The 18227-nt window shown below is 66.3% G+C and carries 13 protein-coding genes, 1 tRNA gene and 3 pseudogenes; 3 read left to right on the top strand and 14 right to left on the bottom strand.

Features of this window, described 5'->3' with window-relative positions; genetic code table 11:
* Positions 1–9 precede the first annotated feature (9 nt).
* Positions 10–660 (top strand): TetR/AcrR family transcriptional regulator, encoded by a 651-nt coding sequence (locus tag AS594_RS01280; protein ID WP_069925239.1) that lies wholly within the window; start codon positions 10–12, stop codon positions 658–660.
* Here AS594_RS01280 and AS594_RS01285 read toward each other — a convergent pair.
* From AS594_RS01285 to AS594_RS40575, 5 genes and pseudogenes are all read right to left on the bottom strand, one after another.
* On the bottom strand, positions 657–1919 hold the full coding sequence (locus AS594_RS01285) for an MFS transporter (RefSeq protein ID WP_069925240.1): 1263 nt from the start codon (positions 1917–1919) through the stop codon (positions 657–659). The two genes, AS594_RS01280 and AS594_RS01285, sit on opposite strands and share 4 nt — an antisense overlap.
* Positions 1916–3982: an alpha-galactosidase gene (locus AS594_RS01290; RefSeq protein ID WP_069925241.1), complete on the bottom strand. Its 2067-nt coding sequence runs from the start codon at positions 3980–3982 to the stop codon at positions 1916–1918. The genes AS594_RS01285 and AS594_RS01290 overlap by 4 nt, the downstream gene beginning before the upstream one ends.
* 362 nt (positions 3983–4344) lie before the next feature.
* Positions 4345–4707, bottom strand: coding sequence for a three-helix bundle dimerization domain-containing protein (locus AS594_RS47840; RefSeq protein WP_369522872.1), 363 nt, complete (start codon positions 4705–4707; stop codon positions 4345–4347).
* 1030 nt (positions 4708–5737) lie between these two features.
* On the bottom strand, positions 5738–7090 hold the full coding sequence (locus tag AS594_RS01295; RefSeq protein WP_338120128.1) for a chloride channel protein: 1353 nt from the start codon (positions 7088–7090) through the stop codon (positions 5738–5740).
* A 193-nt stretch (positions 7091–7283) separates the two neighbouring features.
* Positions 7284–7558 (bottom strand): annotated as a pseudogene (locus tag AS594_RS40575) (PHP domain-containing protein); the annotation flags it as partial.
* Between the two features lie 191 nt (positions 7559–7749).
* On the opposite strand from AS594_RS40575, the gene AS594_RS01300 reads away from it, so the two are divergent.
* Positions 7750–8400, top strand: a complete 651-nt coding sequence (locus AS594_RS01300) for a DUF6461 domain-containing protein (protein WP_069934023.1) — start codon at positions 7750–7752, stop codon at positions 8398–8400.
* A gap of 91 nt (positions 8401–8491) precedes the next feature.
* On the opposite strand, the gene AS594_RS47170 is transcribed toward AS594_RS01300, so the two are convergent.
* The 7 genes and pseudogenes from AS594_RS47170 to AS594_RS01330 form a co-directional block, all read right to left on the bottom strand.
* Complete coding sequence (locus AS594_RS47170) at positions 8492–8620, bottom strand: hypothetical protein (protein ID WP_256097015.1); 129 nt, start codon at positions 8618–8620, stop codon at positions 8492–8494.
* A 273-nt stretch (positions 8621–8893) separates the two neighbouring features.
* Positions 8894–9943, bottom strand: coding sequence for a hypothetical protein (locus tag AS594_RS44380; RefSeq protein WP_069933638.1), 1050 nt, complete (start codon positions 9941–9943; stop codon positions 8894–8896).
* Entirely contained in the window at positions 9940–12411 is a 2472-nt protein-coding gene (locus AS594_RS40590; protein WP_079148367.1) for an NACHT domain-containing protein, read from the bottom strand. The genes AS594_RS44380 and AS594_RS40590 overlap by 4 nt, the downstream gene beginning before the upstream one ends.
* A gap of 820 nt (positions 12412–13231) precedes the next feature.
* A pseudogene (locus tag AS594_RS47845) lies at positions 13232–13627 on the bottom strand (helix-turn-helix domain-containing protein); the annotation flags it as partial.
* Between the two features lie 401 nt (positions 13628–14028).
* Positions 14029–15465, bottom strand: a complete 1437-nt coding sequence (locus AS594_RS01320) for an NF041680 family putative transposase (RefSeq protein WP_069774663.1) — start codon at positions 15463–15465, stop codon at positions 14029–14031.
* Between the two features lie 220 nt (positions 15466–15685).
* Positions 15686–16059: pseudogene (locus tag AS594_RS01325) on the bottom strand (toxin Doc).
* A complete protein-coding gene (locus AS594_RS01330; protein ID WP_069934916.1) occupies positions 16059–16298 on the bottom strand; it encodes a hypothetical protein in 240 nt (79 codons plus the stop codon). Before AS594_RS01330 ends, AS594_RS01325 begins: the two are co-directional and overlap by 1 nt.
* Before the next feature lie 454 nt (positions 16299–16752).
* Here AS594_RS01330 and AS594_RS01335 point away from each other — a divergent pair.
* A tRNA-Ala gene (locus tag AS594_RS01335) sits at positions 16753–16826 on the top strand.
* A 12-nt stretch (positions 16827–16838) separates the two neighbouring features.
* On the opposite strand, the gene AS594_RS43760 is transcribed toward AS594_RS01335, so the two are convergent.
* Both AS594_RS43760 and AS594_RS40600 read right to left on the bottom strand, forming a co-directional pair.
* A complete protein-coding gene (locus tag AS594_RS43760; protein WP_167367964.1) occupies positions 16839–17216 on the bottom strand; it encodes a transposase in 378 nt (125 codons plus the stop codon).
* Between the two features lie 609 nt (positions 17217–17825).
* On the bottom strand, positions 17826–18227 hold the full coding sequence (locus tag AS594_RS40600; protein WP_240508888.1) for an HNH endonuclease: 402 nt from the start codon (positions 18225–18227) through the stop codon (positions 17826–17828).

The raw sequence follows: 18227 nt of genomic DNA on the forward strand, positions 1-18227 counted from the left end.
GATGGAACCGTGAACCAAGATCGCACCGCGGGGTCGCTGCGCCGCCTGCCCGTCCAGAAGCGCAGCGCCGAACGTTTCGAACGGTTGCTGGACGCCTGCGCCGAACTCCTGGACGAGGTCGGCTATGCCGCGCTGACCACCAAGGAGGTGGCCCGCAGGGCCGAGGTGCCCATCGGGACCCTGTACCAGTTCTTCTCCGACCGGGAGGGGCTGATCGGCGCGCTGGCCGCCCGCAACTTGGAGGCCTTCCTGGAGCGGGTCGCGGCCCGGTTGGAGCGCGAGGAGCCCGAAGAAATCTCGGGCGTCATCGACGTGGCCGTCGAGGAGTTCGTCGCCATGCGTCGGACGATCAGCGGTTTCGGCGTGGTCGACTTCGGCGCGGTGGGCCGGGACCACACCCTCGATCCGGCCCTGGACAACAACACGGCGGTCGCCGGACGGCTGCGCTCACTGACCGCGTCCCTGTCCGGCGTTGAGGACGACGCCGAACTGGAGCTCGCCATCCGGGTGGCCCTGGAGTGCGCGGACAGCGTGCTGAAGCTTGCATTCCGTACCGATCCGCACGGCGACCCCCAGCTGATCGCTGAGTGCAAACGGGTCCTGAACAGCTACCTCAACGATCGAATCCGGTCACTGGCGACAAGTCGCCGAGCGCGCTAACGGACACTTCTGACGTTCCACACCAGCACCGCGCCCAACGCGGACATGGCCGCAGAGCAGAGGAACAACGAGCGGTAGCCCCCCAGATCGCCGAGCACGACCGAGGCGATCGGAGGAACCAGCACGTACGGCAGGGAAGCCATCAGGTTGGCCAGGGCCATGTCCTTGCCGCGATTCGCCGAGGTGGGGAGCACCTCGGTGACCAGGGCGGTGTCGACGGCCAGGTACACGCCGTAGCCCAGGCCCAGGATGACGGCTGAGACCAGCGTCATGGGCCACGTGGGCGCCAGCGCGAGCGGAATCGCGGCGACGGCCATCGTGATGCCGCCGAGGAAGACCAGCATGCGGCGCTTGCCCAACTTGTCGGAGAGCCAGCCGCTGAGGACGACCGTCGAGATCGTGGCCAGGCAGTTGACTCCGATCACGATGAGCAGACCGTCCTCGGTGGACTCGCCGGGGAACAACTGCTCGTAGTGCAGGACGTCGTCCAGGAAGTACGGCATGTAGAGCGTGCCCAGGCCGTAACCCAGCCCCATGATGAACCGCGAACTCATCGCCCAGACGAAGTCGGGATGCTCGCGCGGGCTGATCCGGTAGCCGTCCAGAAACGTACGCAGTGAGAACGGCTCGCGGTGGTCGCGGGGAAGCGGCGGGTCCTTCATGGTGACCGCGAACACCACGATCAGCAGCGGGAACGCGGCCATCAGCACATACTGCGCGGAGAAGCCCGCGACAAGACCGAGCAGCAGCCCGCCCGCGATCATGCCGCCGGCCTGCGGGACAGTGGCCCAGCCCAGCACCACGCCGCGTTGCCCGACCGGAACCCGGTCGGGCACCACAGGGGCGAGCCCGGCGCCGGTGATCATGAAGGTGGCGGACAGCAAGAGAGTGCCGAGCGCGACCCCGGCGACCGTCGTCTGGATGCCGGTGAAGACCAGAGCTGCCATGCAGACCAGCGAGCCCGCGATCATCCACGGCCGGCGGCGGCCGAAACGGCCGGTGGTGCGGTCGCAGAGCGCACCGGCCAGCGGCGCGATGACGATCCCCGAGATCGCGCCCATCATGCTGACCCAGGCGTAGCTGCCGATCTTCCCCGCCGGGTCGATCTGGGCGATCTGTTCGGGCATCAGGAACGTGGTCGGCACCTGCATCGGGATGAACAGCCCAGCGTTGGCCAGGACGTACAGGGTGAGCCAGCCGGAGCCGACCTTGCGGGTGGGCTCGGCGAGGGCCTCGGGCTGTACGGGGGCGAGGCTCATCGGGGCACTCTCTTGAGGTGGACGAGCTCGCTCGTCCAGTCGAAGGGCAGCAGCGGCGGGAGGCCGTGGCTGAGCAGGACGGCGCCCTCGTGGACGGCGCCGGTGGCCTCGTCCTGGTAACGGGCGTCGGGGTCGAGACCCTTCAACCGAGTGCGGGCGACCGAGCGGGTCAGCGCGGACGGCTGGAACTGGAAGACGACGACCTCGTCCTCGGTGAGGTACTGCACGGCGTCGTGTCCCAGGCGGTGCAGGACGCCGCCGTGCACCACTAGCCGGATCCGCTTGTACTGCTCGACCAGCATCCGGGCCCAGGCCAGATCCTCCTCGCTCCAGTTCCGCAGGTCGCCGCCGATGCCCATCGCCCCGGCCATCGAGACATGGAAGCGGTACCGGATCGAGGTCGGGCGGGCGCTGAAGCTGTTCGGGCTGTCGGTGACCCAGGCGCCCATGGTCCGGGCGGGCAGCAGCTGGCAGTAGCCGTGCTGGATCGCGACCCGGTCGGCGGCGTCGGTGTTGTCGGACGTCCAGACCTGGTCGGCGCGGGCTAGCACGCCCAGGTCGGCCCGGCCGCCACCGCCCGCGCACGCCTCCAGGTACAGGCCGGGACGCGCGGCGCGCAGCCGGTCCATCACCTCGTAGACGCCGCGCGTGTGCTCGATCCAGACCCGGTCGGGGTCGGCGGCCCCAGGCTGCCCTGCCTCGCTGAAGGGCCGGTTCATGTCCCATTTGAGGAACGCGACGTCCAGCTCGGTGACGGTCCTGACCAGCCATTCGACCGCCCATTCGCGGACGTCGCGGCGGGCAAAGTTCAGCACGTGCTGGTTGCGACGCTGCGTGCGGGTACGGCCATCCTGGCGGAGGATCCAGTCAGGGTGCGCACGGAAGAGGTCACTGTCGGGGTTGACCGCCTCGGGCTCAACCCACAGGCCGAAGCCCATGCCCAGCGCGCGGACGTGGTCGGCGAGCGGGCCCAGGCCGTCCGGGAAGCGGTCGGGGTTGGGCCACCAGTCGCCGAGCCCGGCCATGTCGCTGGTGCGGGCGCCGAACCAGGCGTCGTCCACCACGAAGACCTCGACGCCGAGCCCCGCGGCCAGCTCGGCCAGTTCGGTCTGCTGCTTCTCGGTGACGTCGAACTCGGTCGCCTCCCACGAGTTGTAGATCAGCGGGCGTTCGGCCGGACGGGCGGGCAGCACCTGGCCTTCGACGTAGGCGTGCCAGCGGCGGCTGGTGCCGCCGAAGCCGTCGGGGGCGTAAAGACCGGCGAAGACGGGGGTCTCCAGACACCCGCCGGGGAGCAGCTTCCAGACCAGCCCCTCGTGGCCGAACCCGCCGGTCCAGGAGGCGCGGCCGTAGGGGTCGCGGCGCAGGGTGATGCGGCGGCTGCCGCTCCAGGCCAGAGCAGTGCTCCAGACCTCGCCGTGCTCCTCGGCGGCGTCCTGCGCGTCGAGCATCAGCCAGGGTCCGTCGTGCTGTCCAGTGATGCCGAGGCGGCTGGTGAACACAGTCTCCCCGACGGGCACCCGGTCGCGCTGGAGTTGAAACTCCCGGCCCCATTCCCCCACCACGTGGCTGACCCGGTAGTCGTGGCGGGCGGGCAGCGTCCAGGCGGCGGAGTCGAACCGCAGGACGTCCACCGGCTCGTCCGCGGTGAGGACGGCCCAGCGCTCGATCTGGTCATGGCCGTCCCGGATCCGGTAGTGCAGTTCGAGACCGAGGGAGCGGACGCGGTCGGTGAAAGAGAGCGTGAGCAGGCCGTTGTGGGCCGTGTGCGAGACGAACCGCCACTCGAAGCCGCGCACGCCATCGTCGAACCGGATGGTCAGTGACGGCGCCCCGAACCGTAGGCCGCCCTCCACCACGTACTCCTCGCCGCCGGGGTCGTCGCCGCCGGGGTCCTCGGCGGGCAGGCTGGCCGCGATCGCGGCGACCTGATCCAGGGTCAGCGGCCGGCCCCAGTGCACGTGCCGGGGGACGTCGTCGGCATCCAGCTGGAAGGCGTAGGAGGTGCCGGGCGTGCTCAGCAGCCACAGGCGGGCTTCGGCGTGGTGGGTGATCACGTAGATCCTAAATGTGAGTTGGGCTCATGTTCTGCTCATACGTTAGGCAGGCGAGCCCGCAACGCCAACCCCCTTGACGGGGGCTGTCGCTGGGAAATGGGGAAGAACGCTCCAGTTGGGGAGCGCCTGCGAGGATCTCGATGCTCCGGCTTGAAGAATCCACCGGCACGGGCCGGCCATCGCATGTCGACTGTGACCGGGACGCTCCAACTCCCATGCCCAGGCGCCGGGTTGTGATGCGACGTGCGTGGGAGTTGTACAGAGTTCACCCACGAGACTCGGGATTCGGTCATGCGAGCGGAAAACTCGGAGGGCTCACTCGGCGCTTTCGAACAGGTGGGCGCCCGGCCGATGCGATGGGAGACTGATCAACGATGTTCACTTCGGTACGGAGCAGAGTGCAGAGGACCGGCCGGGCCTGGTTGCGGGTGAGCGGACGGGCCAAACCAGGTTGTTGCCCTGCCACGCGGAGCGCGAGTGCCCTGGGGCCGCTCGGGCAGCGGTGGGCCGATGTCGTGATCGCCGTCAGTCAGCTTTCCGGCGTCGTCGTGGCCATAGAGCGCTGGGTTGCGCGGAGTGCCGGTTGCCTGGCGTTCGACGGGGATCGGGATAAACAAGCGAATGGGGCTCGCGTCGAAGCGACGCCGCGCCGTCTCCCTCGCGCGGTCAACCGCGTTCACGCCGAGGGAGTTGTCGAAGCGCTGGTGCAGGCGCAGTTTCACCGCGCGCAGCGCCGCTTCCTCTTGTGCCTCGGGATCCTAATCCAGGATGCCTCTTCGATACGCGTTATGCCTGTATGACAGTGCGGTCGACCTGTAAGTTCGCCCCCCTTTCGCCCTCGCGTGGACGGAGTCGAGGACCGCGCGGGGGACAGGTCGAGCAGGCCGGCGTCGTGGAGGCGTTGCAGGATCTCCTCGTGCAGTCTCCGGGGAGCTGGCTCCTTGAAGGTGGCGATCTCTCTCGGTCGGTGCTGCGCCGCCGGTCCCGCGCGTAGCCGGGCCGGCGGCGGCGAATCAGCCCATTCGGGCTCCTCCGAGAAGACCTCGTCGCCGGATCGGGCAACCTGGTCGGAGACTCCATATCCAGGCTGCCACGGCGGAAGTCGGGCGGCACTTCCGGACTGGCCTGCCCATGCCGCTTGGGTCCGCCCGGAGGTGTCTGCGACAGAGCGTTTCGGACGGGCACGGCATCGGCCGGTGGTGCGGCCAGGGTTATGGCGGGCGCTGTCAGGCCATCACAGTGGTAAGCGAAAACTTCAGATGGCCCAGGAGTTACGCGACGCCAGCGCTCAGCCGCCGACGCACCGCTGCGGCCCCAACCACGCACGCTCGGACGGGTTGACAAGCGGCATCGGGAAATCGTTGAGACGGAACAGTGATGACGCCGGGGCCCGCCCGTACACTTGGCTGCTCAGCGGGGGTTGGTAGTCCCGCTCGTGGTCATAATTGAGTACCAGAGCCACTCTGGCGCATCGGATCAGGCCGTGAGCCAGCACCGGGATCTGATGTTGTGGCAGCTTGGCGATCTCGGCCCGGTGCCCGCGGCAACTGGCCTGCCGGGTCTGCCAGTCCCTCGGCGCACCAGCTCGGTCCCGGCCGTGGAATCCCGGAAGCGGATGCTCTCCGGCCAAGCCGCCCGACTCGGCCGCAAGGTCCCCAAAGGAGCCAGAACACGGCTGGCAGAGGCCGGGAGCTGAGTACACCTCATCCTGGGTGCCCTCATCGTTCCAGCGGTTGAGGCCTGCTTGCCAGCCCGTCATGCCTACGTGGGGTCTTCTCGTGCCCCGGTCTTGAACCTGTCGGTCGGATCCGGGCTGAGCCTGATCACCACCACATAGGTGACCACCACCGTGACGATCACGAGCGGCATGACGGTGATACCTTGCCACCCCAGCAGCAGGGTGGCCAGCAGCACCGAGGTCAGCGGGAGCCTGAGCATGGCCACAGACATGCCTCCGATCCCCATCGCGACCGCGGGGGTGAGCTCCAGCCCCGGAAGGTGGGACAGCGCGATCCCGCCCGCCGCCCCCAGGAACATCGCCGGAAAGATCGGGCCGCCTCGGAAGGCGCTCAGTGAGGCGCAGTACGCAAGCCCCTTGCAGGCGACGAGAAGCGTCAAGGTGCCGACGGTGTAGTCGGCGCTGTTCGCGAGCACCGGGCCCAGAGCGGTCTGCCCCGAGTACAGCACCTCGGTCGCGCCCTTTCCAGTGCCTTCGGCGTAGGCGATGGCCAGCCCGGCGATCACCAGGCCCACCAGCACGGTGGCGGGGATCAGGCGCCGTTCGACTCGCGGTTGAAGCAGCAGGGCGAGTCGTCGGATGCCCGTGCCGAGGAGGGCCGCCGCGAGTCCGATGACAATTGCCCAGCCGAACTCGGCACCGGTGGGCGTGTTGGCGTGCGGCACGTCCTGAATTGCAAGGGAGTACGTACCGAGACCGGTCCAACTGTCCAGGCCGATGAAGACGAGCGAGCCGATGCCGGCGGCGAGCAGGCCCGGTACCAGTACGACTCCGAGCATCGGCCCGCCGATTCCTGATGCCTCCATGAGAAGGAACGCCCCGGTGATGGGTGACCCGAGCAGGGTGCTGACCGCGGCGAAGCTTCCGGCGGCGCCGACCACGGCCCCGGCCCGCTCCGGCAGGTCCGGCTTGAGCAGGCGTACGAGCCAGACGGTTGTGCCGCTGCCGAGGGCGACGAGTGGTGCCTCGGGACCGAGGACGGCACCCAGGGCCAGCGTGGCGACGGCGGCGACGAAGATGCCGGGAAGGTCGCGCGACTTCGGCGCGCCGGTCGTCGACAGCCCCTCGGCGGGCTTGTGGCCGCCAATTCCCGGAAGATAACGGATGGTCGCTCCGACCAGCAGGCCTGCGACGCCGAGCAGCGGCAGGGGCCACCAGGGAGGGGTTGCCTGGAAGCCCAGGGCCTTGGGCAGGTCGGCGTAGATCCAGGGCTGGAGCTCGTTGACCAGAGCGAGGAAGCCGTACGCGGCTGCGGAGATCGGCACTCCGAGAACCGCCGCCATGACCAGAAGCCCGATGTAGCCGCGATTCCTGACCAGGGCGCAGGGGTCCGGCGGCGTCCCCTGCGGTGCATCGACGGAACCCTCGGCCGACATGGGCATCAACTCCTCGGCATCGACGTCCGTCGGGACTGCGGCGGTCCACCGTCGCCACCTTGACGTGATACCACGTGGGGTGGCCCGGCGCTGAGAGCCTCCATGGCCGCTTTGCGGCCGTGCAGGGATCGTCATTCAGGCGGACCACCATCCGCCCGGGCAGTTCACCCGATCGGTCCCGCACCCCCTTCTCGACGTAAGCCCCACCACGTACTGGGGTCCGGCGCCGGGGGCCAACAGTCGTCGGTGCGTGGGCGGCGACAGCCAGGTCGACCCCGAAGACGGGACGCACACCGGCGGCCATGGCAGCCTTCGCGAACCTCACCACACCAGTGACGGTGTCACGGTCGGTGAGCGCAGCGTACGGATGCCACGCTCGGCCGCCCGGGCCACGAGAGCATACGGATGCGAGGCGCCGCAGCGGGCGGAGTAGCCGCTGGCGACGTGGAGGTGCACTCCAGTACCCACAGCTCACCTCCACCCCTCCCCCACTTACCAAATTCGAACAGGGCCAGTCGACGGCACCGCAAGCCGTGTGTGACAGGTCGTTGTGACTGAGCGCTATAGGTGACGGTGAGCGTTTTACTTGGCGAGACTGAGCGCTAGGTTCTGTTCGCGAGGCCGTCATCGTGGCGGATTACTTCGCAGAGGGCGGCTTGATGAACCGAGGACCTGGGGAGAACGGGCTGTGCTGGATAGCGCACACCTACAGCACCAGCTTCACGCTCACGCTCAGCGAGGGGATCTCGCCGTACGAGCTGCTGCGCAGCGTTGGAGCCGAGGAGCGCCACATTGTCCCGCTGACCCGCTTCGCGGCGTACGAACTGCTGCTCAGGGACGAAGAGGACCACATCAGTGACCTGGACTTCCTGGACTGGGAGGACACAGCGGCGGTGGCCCGACTGACAAGCGGGGGCTTCCTGCCCGCCCCACCGGGCACCATCGTCCGAGCGGGTTCGGTGGCGGGCTGGGCATACGCGCTGGAGGAATTCGGCTGCCGTACCGGGACCTACATCGCGGCGCTGTCCGAGCGGGGACGGGCGTTTGCCGTGCATCGCAACGCGAAGGGCTTCAGCCGCGTCGACCATGGCCTCCACGGCGAGGCCGTGACGTCGTTCGAGCCCGGCCTGCCACACCTTACGAACGGCGCCCCAGCCGAGGTGGCGCTCGGCTTCGTTCACCGCGATGACGAGTTGGGCGATGTGGCGTTCCTGCGGTTCCTGGAGGGCGAGCTCGGCATCTACCTCCCCTGGGAGGAGACGGAGGCAGAACTGCCGGCAGCCGCGTTCACTCACGCTGCCTCGGGATAGCTACGTCGGGTCCTGTGCCATACGCGCCGACCTCCACCTCGCACCACTCCAACTCGCCTCCAGCATCATCTGCTTGAGACGACTCCGAACGTCATTCTGAAACGATCAGTAATGCGGTCGCCGCAGCGGGCCGCAGACGGTAGGCATCGACCAGGTGGGCTGTGATCCATTGCTCAAGACTGTGCCGGTCGGGATCAAAGGTGGCGAGCGACAGCCGCACCGGCACTACCTCCCCCGGCTTGCGGTCGGCGAGGAGAGCGTATGGCATTCGAGGTGGAACGGCCTGGGCGTATCGGTGTGTACGCCGTGGAGCGGCGGGAACTTGGCGCCGGCGGCATGGGGACGGTCTGTCTCGCGCGATCGCGTGGTGGTCGCGCCGTGCGATCTGGCACGTCGGCTCCCCCGACACGCGAGCCGACGTGCGCGGGGCCGGGGCTTGTCATCTGCCATGGGATACAAGGGCCTTCGTTGCGCGCATGGCTCCACATGGTGGTCACTCCGCGCGGGTGCGCGACCGCCGTGCCATCGTGCCCCAGAAGCGAACGAGTTCCTTGCGGGGCATGTCCTGCCACGGGGCGCGGTGCCGCGTCGGCTTCGTCCGGAGCAGCGCCTGCTGCTGACGGCAGAAAGTCTCTTGCAGTTCAGCGCGTGGCTGCTGCCCCTTAGCCGGGTATGGGCACATCTCGAAGGGGCAGTCCCGCAGGCAGGTACTGCCCGGCGGAGCGTCGTCGGCCATACCCACCGTACGGTCCGGGTGGAGCGGTTCGCGGCCCTTGGTAAGACACGGCGGCAGGTCGGTGCGGTTCGCCCTCTCCAGGCGTTCGTCTACCTCGTCAGGGGCGCCGTCCCGCTCCGCGAGGTTGAGCAGCAAGAGCACGTCAGCGAGCAGTTGTTGCGCTCGCGGATGCAAGGTGCTCCAGCCAACCGAGGGAGGGATCCAGAGGTTGTGCTTGCGGTAGTCGCTGGGGTTGGCGGGTGTGGAGCCGACACTGTCCATGGCACCCTTTTCATCGATCCAGAGGTACCGCTCTGGATGGCCGGTCTCTAGGGCCAGCGCGGCGAGCTCGGCGGCCTCCGCTACGAAGGGGTGTAGTCGTTCTCTTCCGTCGGAGGTAAAGTCGCCCGGCTTGCGGCTCCTCGGGTCACGTTTGCTGCCCGCAATGCCCAGCCAGCGAGTGACGGCCTGTGAAGCGTCCACTCTCGGAGTGTCGCTGTAGCCGGTAGGGGACCTCCCGGGACTGTCGGGCAGCTCCCAAAGGCACAGCGCATGGATGATAGTCAGTTGGGAGTACCAGTAGCGGGAACGGGCGAGCAGGATCTCGGCCTGCTGCACCATGAACTCACGGGTTTCCTCATTGGTGTTCGGGTGACGCCGGCGCCGGTTGGCCGCGAACTTGAAGCCCTGAGCGAGGGCAATTTCCAGAATGAGTGGAAGCTCTGCGCGCTCAGCTCCCGGCCTGTTGTGGTCGAGGTGCTTGAGCCACAGCTCCACTCTCTCCTTGGCCTGCCGCTTGTACTTGTCTGTGACGGAGCCAACCATCATGGGTACGAGCCAAGCCCGTGCGATGTATTCTCGGCGGATTGCATTTTTTTCTCACGGTACTCGTGTTCAAGTGCGCGGTGCCTTGCGGAGATCACACTGCCCTTTTCGGTATTTTCACGCCTGAATCGCTCGAACGCTTTACTTTCCTCGATTACTGCCTTTTCGTATTGTATCTCGTACTGATCCTGCGGGTCGTACTCGGGATGCTGGCGCCCGTCGTCCAACAAGGGGAAACGAGTTCGCAGCACGTCGAACGCAACGTCACCGGACGCACCGAATTCCTGGGCCACTGCCAGCCTGACCTGATACATGGGCTCTCTGAGGACAATCTCAAGGAGCTGCTCATACGCCGGCTTCTCACTGTGGGCGGGATCGGTGTCTTCTCTTGCCTTGCCGATAGCTCGGGCTGTTTCCCCGAACCGGTGGACTAGGTTTTCCTTTGCTTCGTCGATCGACCGTTGATCGCCAACAGTGATTTTATTCCAGTTCTTGAGAGCGGCGCTGGCGATGGTTTCATGCGAGCCGCCGTCGGATTCCTCCTCCATCCGGTCGATCTCAAGTGCGGCAGCGTAAATGTCGAATGCTTTGGCATCCCGGCGTGAGTCAGTCATGCTGAGAAGCAGTTGTGCCATGGACTTCATCCGATGCGATTTTGGTATCGGCGAGTTTTGATCCAGTTTTGGCATCCGTGAGTTGAGGACCAGAGCCATGAGCAGTTCCCTGCCAGGCTTGGGTTCGCGCAGCGCCGCCTCCAGGCGGTTGTCGGAAACTTCACTCAAGAAGCGAGCTCCGAGGTAGGTCTGGATGAGGCTGTGTTGGAATCGAACCCGATCGCCGATCGTCTCGACCAGGCCCAAGTTCTCACCCTGAGTGGCGTACAGGGAAAGGTAGTTAAGACAGTCAGAGGTAGCGGCCCCGTAGGGCATGGCAATGTCATTGCCCTCGGAGCCAACATTGAGACGTCGCTTGAGCGCATCCCAGATCTCGGGGAACTTGTTCTCCCGTGTGGGCTGTGTAGATTTTGGCTGCTGAATTCTGCGGTATTTTAGGCGGGTACCGCGCGTTACGTCCTTGCGCCCAGGTCGGTTTCCCGTCCCATCGGTCGGATCAATCAACTGACCGAAGTCGACTTCCAGGCTATCCTCGAGAAGTCCGATGCAGGCCAAGGCTGAGACAACCTCGACCGTCGCCGCGCGGGGCTGGGACGATAGCGCATAGTCCTCGCAGAGGTGTCCCTTGACCAGCGCGTTCTTCCAAGTTTCGAGAAGGCGGAGCCGAAGTGTTGCACGATCGGCATTGCGGGTGTCCAAGTCCTCCCACTCTTTGCTGTGGGTCAAGTATTCCAGTCGATGGTGTTGTCGCAAGCGCCGCGTGATCTGCAGATACAGCGGAGCTTCAGAGATCATCGCGGTCTTGACGATCCGGTCCAGGCGGAGCTCGTCCGGCTCGGGGGAGCTCTCCGACAGGTACTCCAACGCCGCTTCTTCGCTCAGTGGTTCAAGATCGATGATCGCCGCATCTGATTCTTCCAGTGGCGGATGAGGCCGGGAGGCGATCACGAGCGGAAGCCCCTGTCGTTTGGCTCTCCGAATCGCTTTACGGATGGCGATATCGCGCTCCTTCTGCTGGGTACCCTGCACGAACAGCTCTTCAAGTCCATCTGCGATGACGACGGCCCTCTCATCGGCGACAAGCTGCCTCCACACCCGGTCGCCGTGTCCACCAGAGAGAAGGTCGGAGTCGACCATCTCGCGGAACCTCTTCCGACCAGCTTCTGCGAAGTCAAGCCGTGAACCGTCCTGATCGACTTCCCGAAGCCGAATTGGCACGGGTACAGCACCCTTTTCCGCCAGCATTTGAGTGAGTTGAACGAGCACGGCAGTCTTTCCGGCACCCACACTTCCCACCAAGAGGTAGGGACGGCGTATGGCACGGTCATAAAGCGACCGTATGATGACCTGACAAAGCTCCCGGCGCCCAACGACATCCTCGAGGATCGTCCCGGCCGTTGGAACCAAAGAACGAGGATCTCTCTTCGCGTGCCTGCGCACCTTTCGAGCGACTTTCGGATAAGGAATGAGCAGGAAAACTGCGGTTGCAAATCCAAGGCTCAGCAAAGGGCTCAGGGTGCCGCTGACGATGCCGCAAGACATGCCCTTACCTTCACACCAACCCTTTAGCGGACTGTCGGAGTAGCTGAAGATGGCGTACAAACCTAGTGCGAACCAGGTCAGGAAGAGAACTCCTCCCGCATACGCCAGATACCTCCAGAAGGCGCGCCCCGACGACTTCTTCCACCAAATTCTGAGAGCAGGGACTTGGCGTCGGGCGGCATAGCGCATGTGTAGCAGGTGGACCCTGCGCACGACTGCCTGCCATGCCCGGGAGCCGTGGTGACGCAGGAAGAGAGGAAAACGCGAGCGGTGCCGCCAGTCCTTCCCTTCCGGCTGTCCGATGATTCGAGGCATGGTTCAATCCTTCTGCTCGAATTGAACAAGACGCTGAACCGCAGCCGAGAAACAACCCACAGGGCGGATGCCTGCAACCAGCCATGACTTGGGTGTGTCGGCCGGCTCAGAGGACCAGCCAGTTTTCCGACCGCCCCCAGACGCTTGCGGAAATCGCCTTCATACAGCACCGGGTCGTCCACCGGCGAGCAGCCCCTTACTGCAAGCGGTCACGAGCCACGCTGGATCGTCCCCCCAAGTGGCTGGCGCAGAGACGACGCATCGTTCTCATTCCAGCATGCGACAGCTCGCGGATTCGCGCGCGTGGTGGCTGCATCTCGTCTCAAACAGAATGGTTCAGTTCAACACCACTTTCCCTATCAAGGTCCTGCCGGCCGAGAACCACAACATCAGCTTCCACCAGTACCACCAGGCCGACATGTGCCGGATCCGGTACCAGAAGAGATCAGGCAGCTGCTACCCGCCGAGCACAGGGCCGCTCGGCTTCGCCTGGCGACCAAGGAGGCCAGTTCTCGTCCCCGTGTTACGAACCCTGCGGCGAGATGCACCACCTCTCACAGGGCGAAGCTCGGCTGACGGAGGCCGACCTGAGGCGCGTCGGCCTTGTCGGCACGCCGGTGGAAATGGCGCACCTCAGAACGACTAAACAAGCGGTCCGTCGCCACGACCGGGCTCTCTTTGGCCCAGCTGACCCACCTGTGAAGCTGCTGGGGCGGATTGACGCACCGCATTACTGAGGTTTTCAGGTTGGGTCGGCGGGTTGATGGTCAGGCTTGTGGCGGTGAGACAGCTGTCGATCAGGCGGGACCGGAGCAGGATCTGCGGGCGGCTGCCAGCACCAGCCGTGCCGTTTCAGTAGCCGCTACCGTCGCCACCGTCAGGCTCACTCGACAGCCGACGGCGGATCACCGTCTGAACCCAAACCAGGGTCCAGCGTTCGTCTCGGAAGCCGTTCGTCGCCGGGCCTTTGCCGAGTTCCTCCCTCCAGCACGGCGAACTGGGCGTCGGTGGTGGTCGGCGAGTTCGCCGGACCCGCGGAACGCAAGCCCTCCATCCCGCCTTCGCGCCAGGCACGGCGCCAGCGTTTCACCGACCGCACGCTCACTCGTAGGTCCTTCACGATCAGCGCGGTCCTCTCACCCTCCGCATACTGTTGCCTGGCCTGAAGCCGGATCCCCCCACGAAACGCCCGACGCTCAGCGGCCAGGCCCCCCACCCTCCGACCTCGCCTCACCGGCTTACCGCAGGGATCATGAACCGTCACATCCCGACGACGACACAACAGCCCCAGTAACGCCCTCAGTGCCAGACCCCAGCAACCGCAACGGCTTTTCGTCCCAGACACGCTGGGGACATGGAAGACGACCTATGCGTCCAGGGCGGCGAAGCGGGGTGGTCCAGGTGTCCGGCTGGGTGCCGCCATACCGGACCGGCCAATTTTGACGAGCCCGATGAATTGGTAGTTGCCCATTTCCTGGGGGCAGTACAGGTGGCAGGTCGTCTTGAAGTGATGGTCGTCCCAATCGTCCGTGACCAGGCATGCCTCGCCCGGGCGCGAGGGGGCAGGGGGCTGCGGACGGGCAGGACGGTGAACTGCACGGTTCCTCAGCTTGACGTTTATCCAGCTCTGCTGCTTGTGATGGTTGTCGTGAGGTCCGGTTGGCCCTGTTTCCCGACGGTGCGTTCGCGTGCACGGTGCTTGTTCTTCGTGCCGATTGGTCGGCCTGGGCCTGCGGTGCTGGGTTTCGGTGCACCGGCCGGTTGAGGGGCCTTGCCGTGGAGGCGGCGAAATCCTCGGCGGACCCGTGCAGGGGTGAGACGTCCTTGGCGTGCGGGCCGCTCCCAGGGTCTGCGAAGGTCCTCGGCAAGGGGCCGGGCCAGGCGGAGTTGGGTGTGGGCGGCGATGACCAGCCAGGTCCAACGGTCAGCGGCGGCCGGCTCGCGGAGTTTGGGAGCCGTCCAGCCCAGCGTCTGCTTGAACATCCTGAAGGTGTGTTCCAGGTCGAATCTGCGCAGGAACGCCTGCCAGAGCCGGTCCACGTCCCCGGCGGTGGCATCGGTGGCCGACCACCACAGCCAGATCGGCCGGGGGTGGCGGTCGCCGCGAAGGTGGTCGACCCGCAGACGGATGACGGTGCCTTCGATGATCGGCAACTCTCCGGGATGGTCGGCCCAGGCCGAGCGCCGGGTCAGCAGTGGATGCAGGCGGTCCCACGCCGTGGCGACGGCCTGCCCGTAGTGAGTGGTGTCGGTCACCGTGGTGATGGACGGGACCGGCAGGGTGGCCGGGTACTCGAAGGTGAACTCTGCCCCGTGCTTGGGTTTACGCCCGCGCTTGCCCGCCGGCTGGGGCGTAGGCGGAAAGTACAGGACTCGGTCCGAACGCATCCGGCCCAGTAACTCCACGGGCAGGTCCGCGAGCAGGAAGGCCAGGCGGGTCACGTCGTAGCCGGCATCAAAGACGACGAGGACGGGCGGGTCGCCGATCTGCCACTGGCCTGCCACATACAACCGCTGGAACACCTCTCGGACCTGGCCGGCGGTGACGGCGATCGCGTCGTCCCAGGGCCGCAGCCGGAGCACGTCCAACACGGCCGTCCACGAGGTCCGGCCCGGCTCCACAGCGGCAACGAAGGAGTAGGGCCAACCGGGGATCATCTGGGCCGAGCCTCTGCCTCGCCCGTATGTGTGGCAGAACATCCGGTCCGGGCTGGTATTCGCGTCCGGCCGCAACCAGTTGCTCACATCGACCGCCAGGACCAGCCGCCCCGACGCCGTGCGGGGAAGCGGCAGCCCTGCCAGCGTCCTGCGCAGGCGTGCCACATCCAGATCCCCGCAGTTCAGGCCGCCGTACAAGGCGCCATGCCCACGCCGGTGCTCAGGCTCCAACGACAGCTCGACCAACGTCCTCACCGGACCATCCGCGCACAGCAGGGCATCACTCAGCTCGAACAGCGCATCGCGCCGCCCGGTCAGACAGGCATAGAGCTCCGTCCGGAAGCATGACAGTTCGGCAAACGCATCCCGCGGGACGCCGTGTTGCAGCACACTCATATCTACGGCCTTCGTGTTGATCCCATGCCTCTGTGACGGAGCACAGGATCAGGCGAAGGCCGCTCTTACGTCCGGAACTCAGGCAAACCCATCAGCAAGTTCGAGGCCGTGTTCGACGGCAGACCATAAACGCCAAGCTCAGGGGCAGGCGGCGGGCTGGTGGCCGGGATGTCACGGCATGACGAGGCGTGGCCCCGGGGCGTGTCTCGGCTTGGTGTAGTCAGATGCGCCAGGTTCGGATGCGGTCGGCTGCCTGGTAGACGCTGGTCTTGCCGGCCTGAATGTCCCGGACCAGGTCGACCATGGCGCCGTACGGGGCATCGATGCCCTCGCCGGAGGCGTGCATGTAAGCGGCAGTGACCTGGCAGGCATAGAGACTGTTGCGGTACGGCAGCGGCTGGAGGCGTACGAGGGTGTGGAGCAGGGCGGCGGCGCGCCAGGCGGGGTCGGGGTCGGCGGTGGCGGGGCGGGGATGCGGGTCTTGTGGCGGGCGACGGCGGCGACGAGGGCGGAGTAGTCGGCGACGCTCACGTCTTCTGGGACGGCTTGGTCCTGGACGTCCAGGAGCCAGGGGACGTCGATGTAGAGCACCATCAGGCGGCTTCGGCTCCCCGCTGGGCGTTGGGGGGGGGCATCTCGTCGGGGAAGGCTTCGTCGAACTCGTCGCGGTGCGTCTCGCTCCAGGACACGGCGTAGCGGACGAACTGCAGGCGCTGCTGCTCGCGCAGGGGCAGGTCGTGGACGAACTGCTTGAGGGACTTGCCCTCAGCGGCGGCAGCCGCGCGGACCGCTTCGAGTTCCTCGTCGGTGAAAGTGATGTTCAAGGACGGCATACCCCCATGGTACCTGGTAGGTACCTAATGGGGCTACGGATTCAGGGGCTGCCAATTCTCCAGGTCAGGAGGGCGGTCGCCTGCGGGATTGGGCTTTCGCGACCCCAAGGAGATCCACGAGCACGCCATCTGCTGACCACTGGTCCCCGCCGCGGTGAGGTGTGGATGGTCGCCGATGTTGGCGCCATCCCGGTGCCCGGCGACCAGGCATGGGGCTTCGAGGAGTGGGTGCGCCGCTGGCAGACCGGCACCGACTGGTGGGACTGACCGCTCCGTCATACACGGTCTCAGGTCACCGACCGTTCGAATCCTTGGTGCCTCCGGAAGTGGTGAACATCTGCTGCCCGTTCTCAGATTCTGGCTCAGGTTTGTGATGTCGTCGCGCTGAGTCATCCCTCTTGGATAAATCTCAGAGCGCTGGGTGCGGGGTTGCTCGTATGATCGCGGGCGGGATGAGGCTCGTAGCGCAGCGGTTGTCGCGCCTTCACCGCATGTGGGAGGACGCCGGTTCGAATCCGGCCAGCCTCATCCCACTTTGACTCATGCCAGCAGAACGCGTTTCCGTAGGAGTTGGAAGCCTGCGCGTCCGAACATCTGGCGCTTGAGGATCTTGATCCTGTTGACATGTCCTTCGACGACCCCCGAGTTCCAGGGCAGGGTCAAGCCGGCGATGACGGCATCACGGTCGCGCTCCAGCCCGGCGGTGAGAGTGTGGAGACGGCGAAGGTCGTCCTGCCGGACGGCGTCAAGCCAGTCCGGCAGTCGTTCGCCCTGGCGCTCGGTCAGCATGGTCGCGACGAACCGAACGTAGCGGGTGAGTGCTGCGATCTCGGGACAGTTGGTGCAGACGTTCCTGAGCTGGAGCTGTTCGGACTCCGTGAGGGCCTCGGGGCGGCGCAGGATCCATCCGGCAACCAAGCGGGGCGCGGGTGGCCAAGCCGCCACCGGCCGTGGTGATGTCCGCTTTAGATGCACGTATGCGCGGACGCGCCGTAGCTCCCCTGGTAGCCGAGGGGACAATCCCCTCCCACAGCTTCCGGGCATTCGTGCAGCCCTCGCGCCAGCGGTCGTCGAGGTAGGGCTTGTACTCGTCCAGGGCGGAGGTCCGGTTTTGCCATTGGCGTGTGAAGAGGTTTTCCGGCCGTGCGGCGTCGGCGAAACGCTGGACGGTGCGGTAGGTCATGCCGAGCTGCCGCTGGATCGAGCGCCGGCTATGCCCGGCCTTGATCAGGGCGTGGATCGTTGCGTGCCGGGCTGTGGTGGGGGCGGCGAAGCGGCTGCTGGTCGTCCATGGTGAGGTCGCGGACTCGGCTGCCGGAGCAGGTTCGGCCTTCGTTTGCGGGACGGTGGGAACGAGAACGCTCAGGCAGCGGCGGTGCTGGGAGACGCTTCGTTCGGCGGCTTCGGTAAGTTGTGCCAGAGGGTACTGGTGGGCCGTCGGCGAGGTGCCTGCTGAGCAGGTCCTTTTCCCACGGCCCCCAGCCCGAACGACGCATGCGACTTTCACCGCACGTCGCTCTCCAGTGATTACTCCGTGAGTGCTGGGACAGGTCTTCTGCCGTGGATGCCCGCATGGCAACTGCCGCAGACCACAAGGGCCTTGCGATGTTGCACGGCCATGAGATCTGCCCACGGCGGCCGGTCTCCCGGTCTGCCAAGGTCTGCGAGCTTGGCGACGTGGTGGACTTCCACCTTGTCGAGGCGTCCGCATGCCTCGCATCGTCCCGCAAGAAGCCGGGTGACCAGCTCCTTGCGTTTGATGTTGACCGGGGCCAGCTGACGGTCGGTGACGACCGTCTTCTTGTCCTGTCGCAGCGGGATCCCGCCGAACCGTCCGACCAGTGGTTTCCTGCCGGTGCGTTCGACGCGGGCCTCGAAGCACTGCTTCCCGGTCGGGCAGCAGGTCGACCGGCCGACGGGTCTCGACAT

It is taken from the genome of Streptomyces agglomeratus (genome assembly GCF_001746415.1).
In the GTDB taxonomy this organism is placed as follows: domain Bacteria; phylum Actinomycetota; class Actinomycetes; order Streptomycetales; family Streptomycetaceae; genus Streptomyces; species Streptomyces agglomeratus.

What these genes read in the sequence shown, in the direction of transcription:
- AS594_RS01285 (WP_069925240.1), bottom strand. Translation starts at nt 1,919, where the DNA reads ATGAGCCTCGCCCCCGTACAGCCCGAGGCCCTCGCCGAGCCCACCCGC.
- AS594_RS40590 (WP_079148367.1), bottom strand. Translation starts at nt 12,411, where the DNA reads ATGCCTCGAATCATCGGACAGCCGGAAGGGAAGGACTGGCGGCACCGC.
- AS594_RS01300 (WP_069934023.1), top strand. Translation starts at nt 7,750, where the DNA reads ATGAACCGAGGACCTGGGGAGAACGGGCTGTGCTGGATAGCGCACACC.
- AS594_RS01320 (WP_069774663.1), bottom strand. Translation starts at nt 15,465, where the DNA reads ATGAGTGTGCTGCAACACGGCGTCCCGCGGGATGCGTTTGCCGAACTG.
- AS594_RS40600 (WP_240508888.1), bottom strand. Translation starts at nt 18,227, where the DNA reads ATGTCGAGACCCGTCGGCCGGTCGACCTGCTGCCCGACCGGGAAGCAG.
- AS594_RS01330 (WP_069934916.1), bottom strand. Translation starts at nt 16,298, where the DNA reads ATGCCGTCCTTGAACATCACTTTCACCGACGAGGAACTCGAAGCGGTC.
- AS594_RS01295 (WP_338120128.1), bottom strand. Translation starts at nt 7,090, where the DNA reads ATGTCGGCCGAGGGTTCCGTCGATGCACCGCAGGGGACGCCGCCGGAC.
- AS594_RS44380 (WP_069933638.1), bottom strand. Translation starts at nt 9,943, where the DNA reads ATGATGGTTGGCTCCGTCACAGACAAGTACAAGCGGCAGGCCAAGGAG.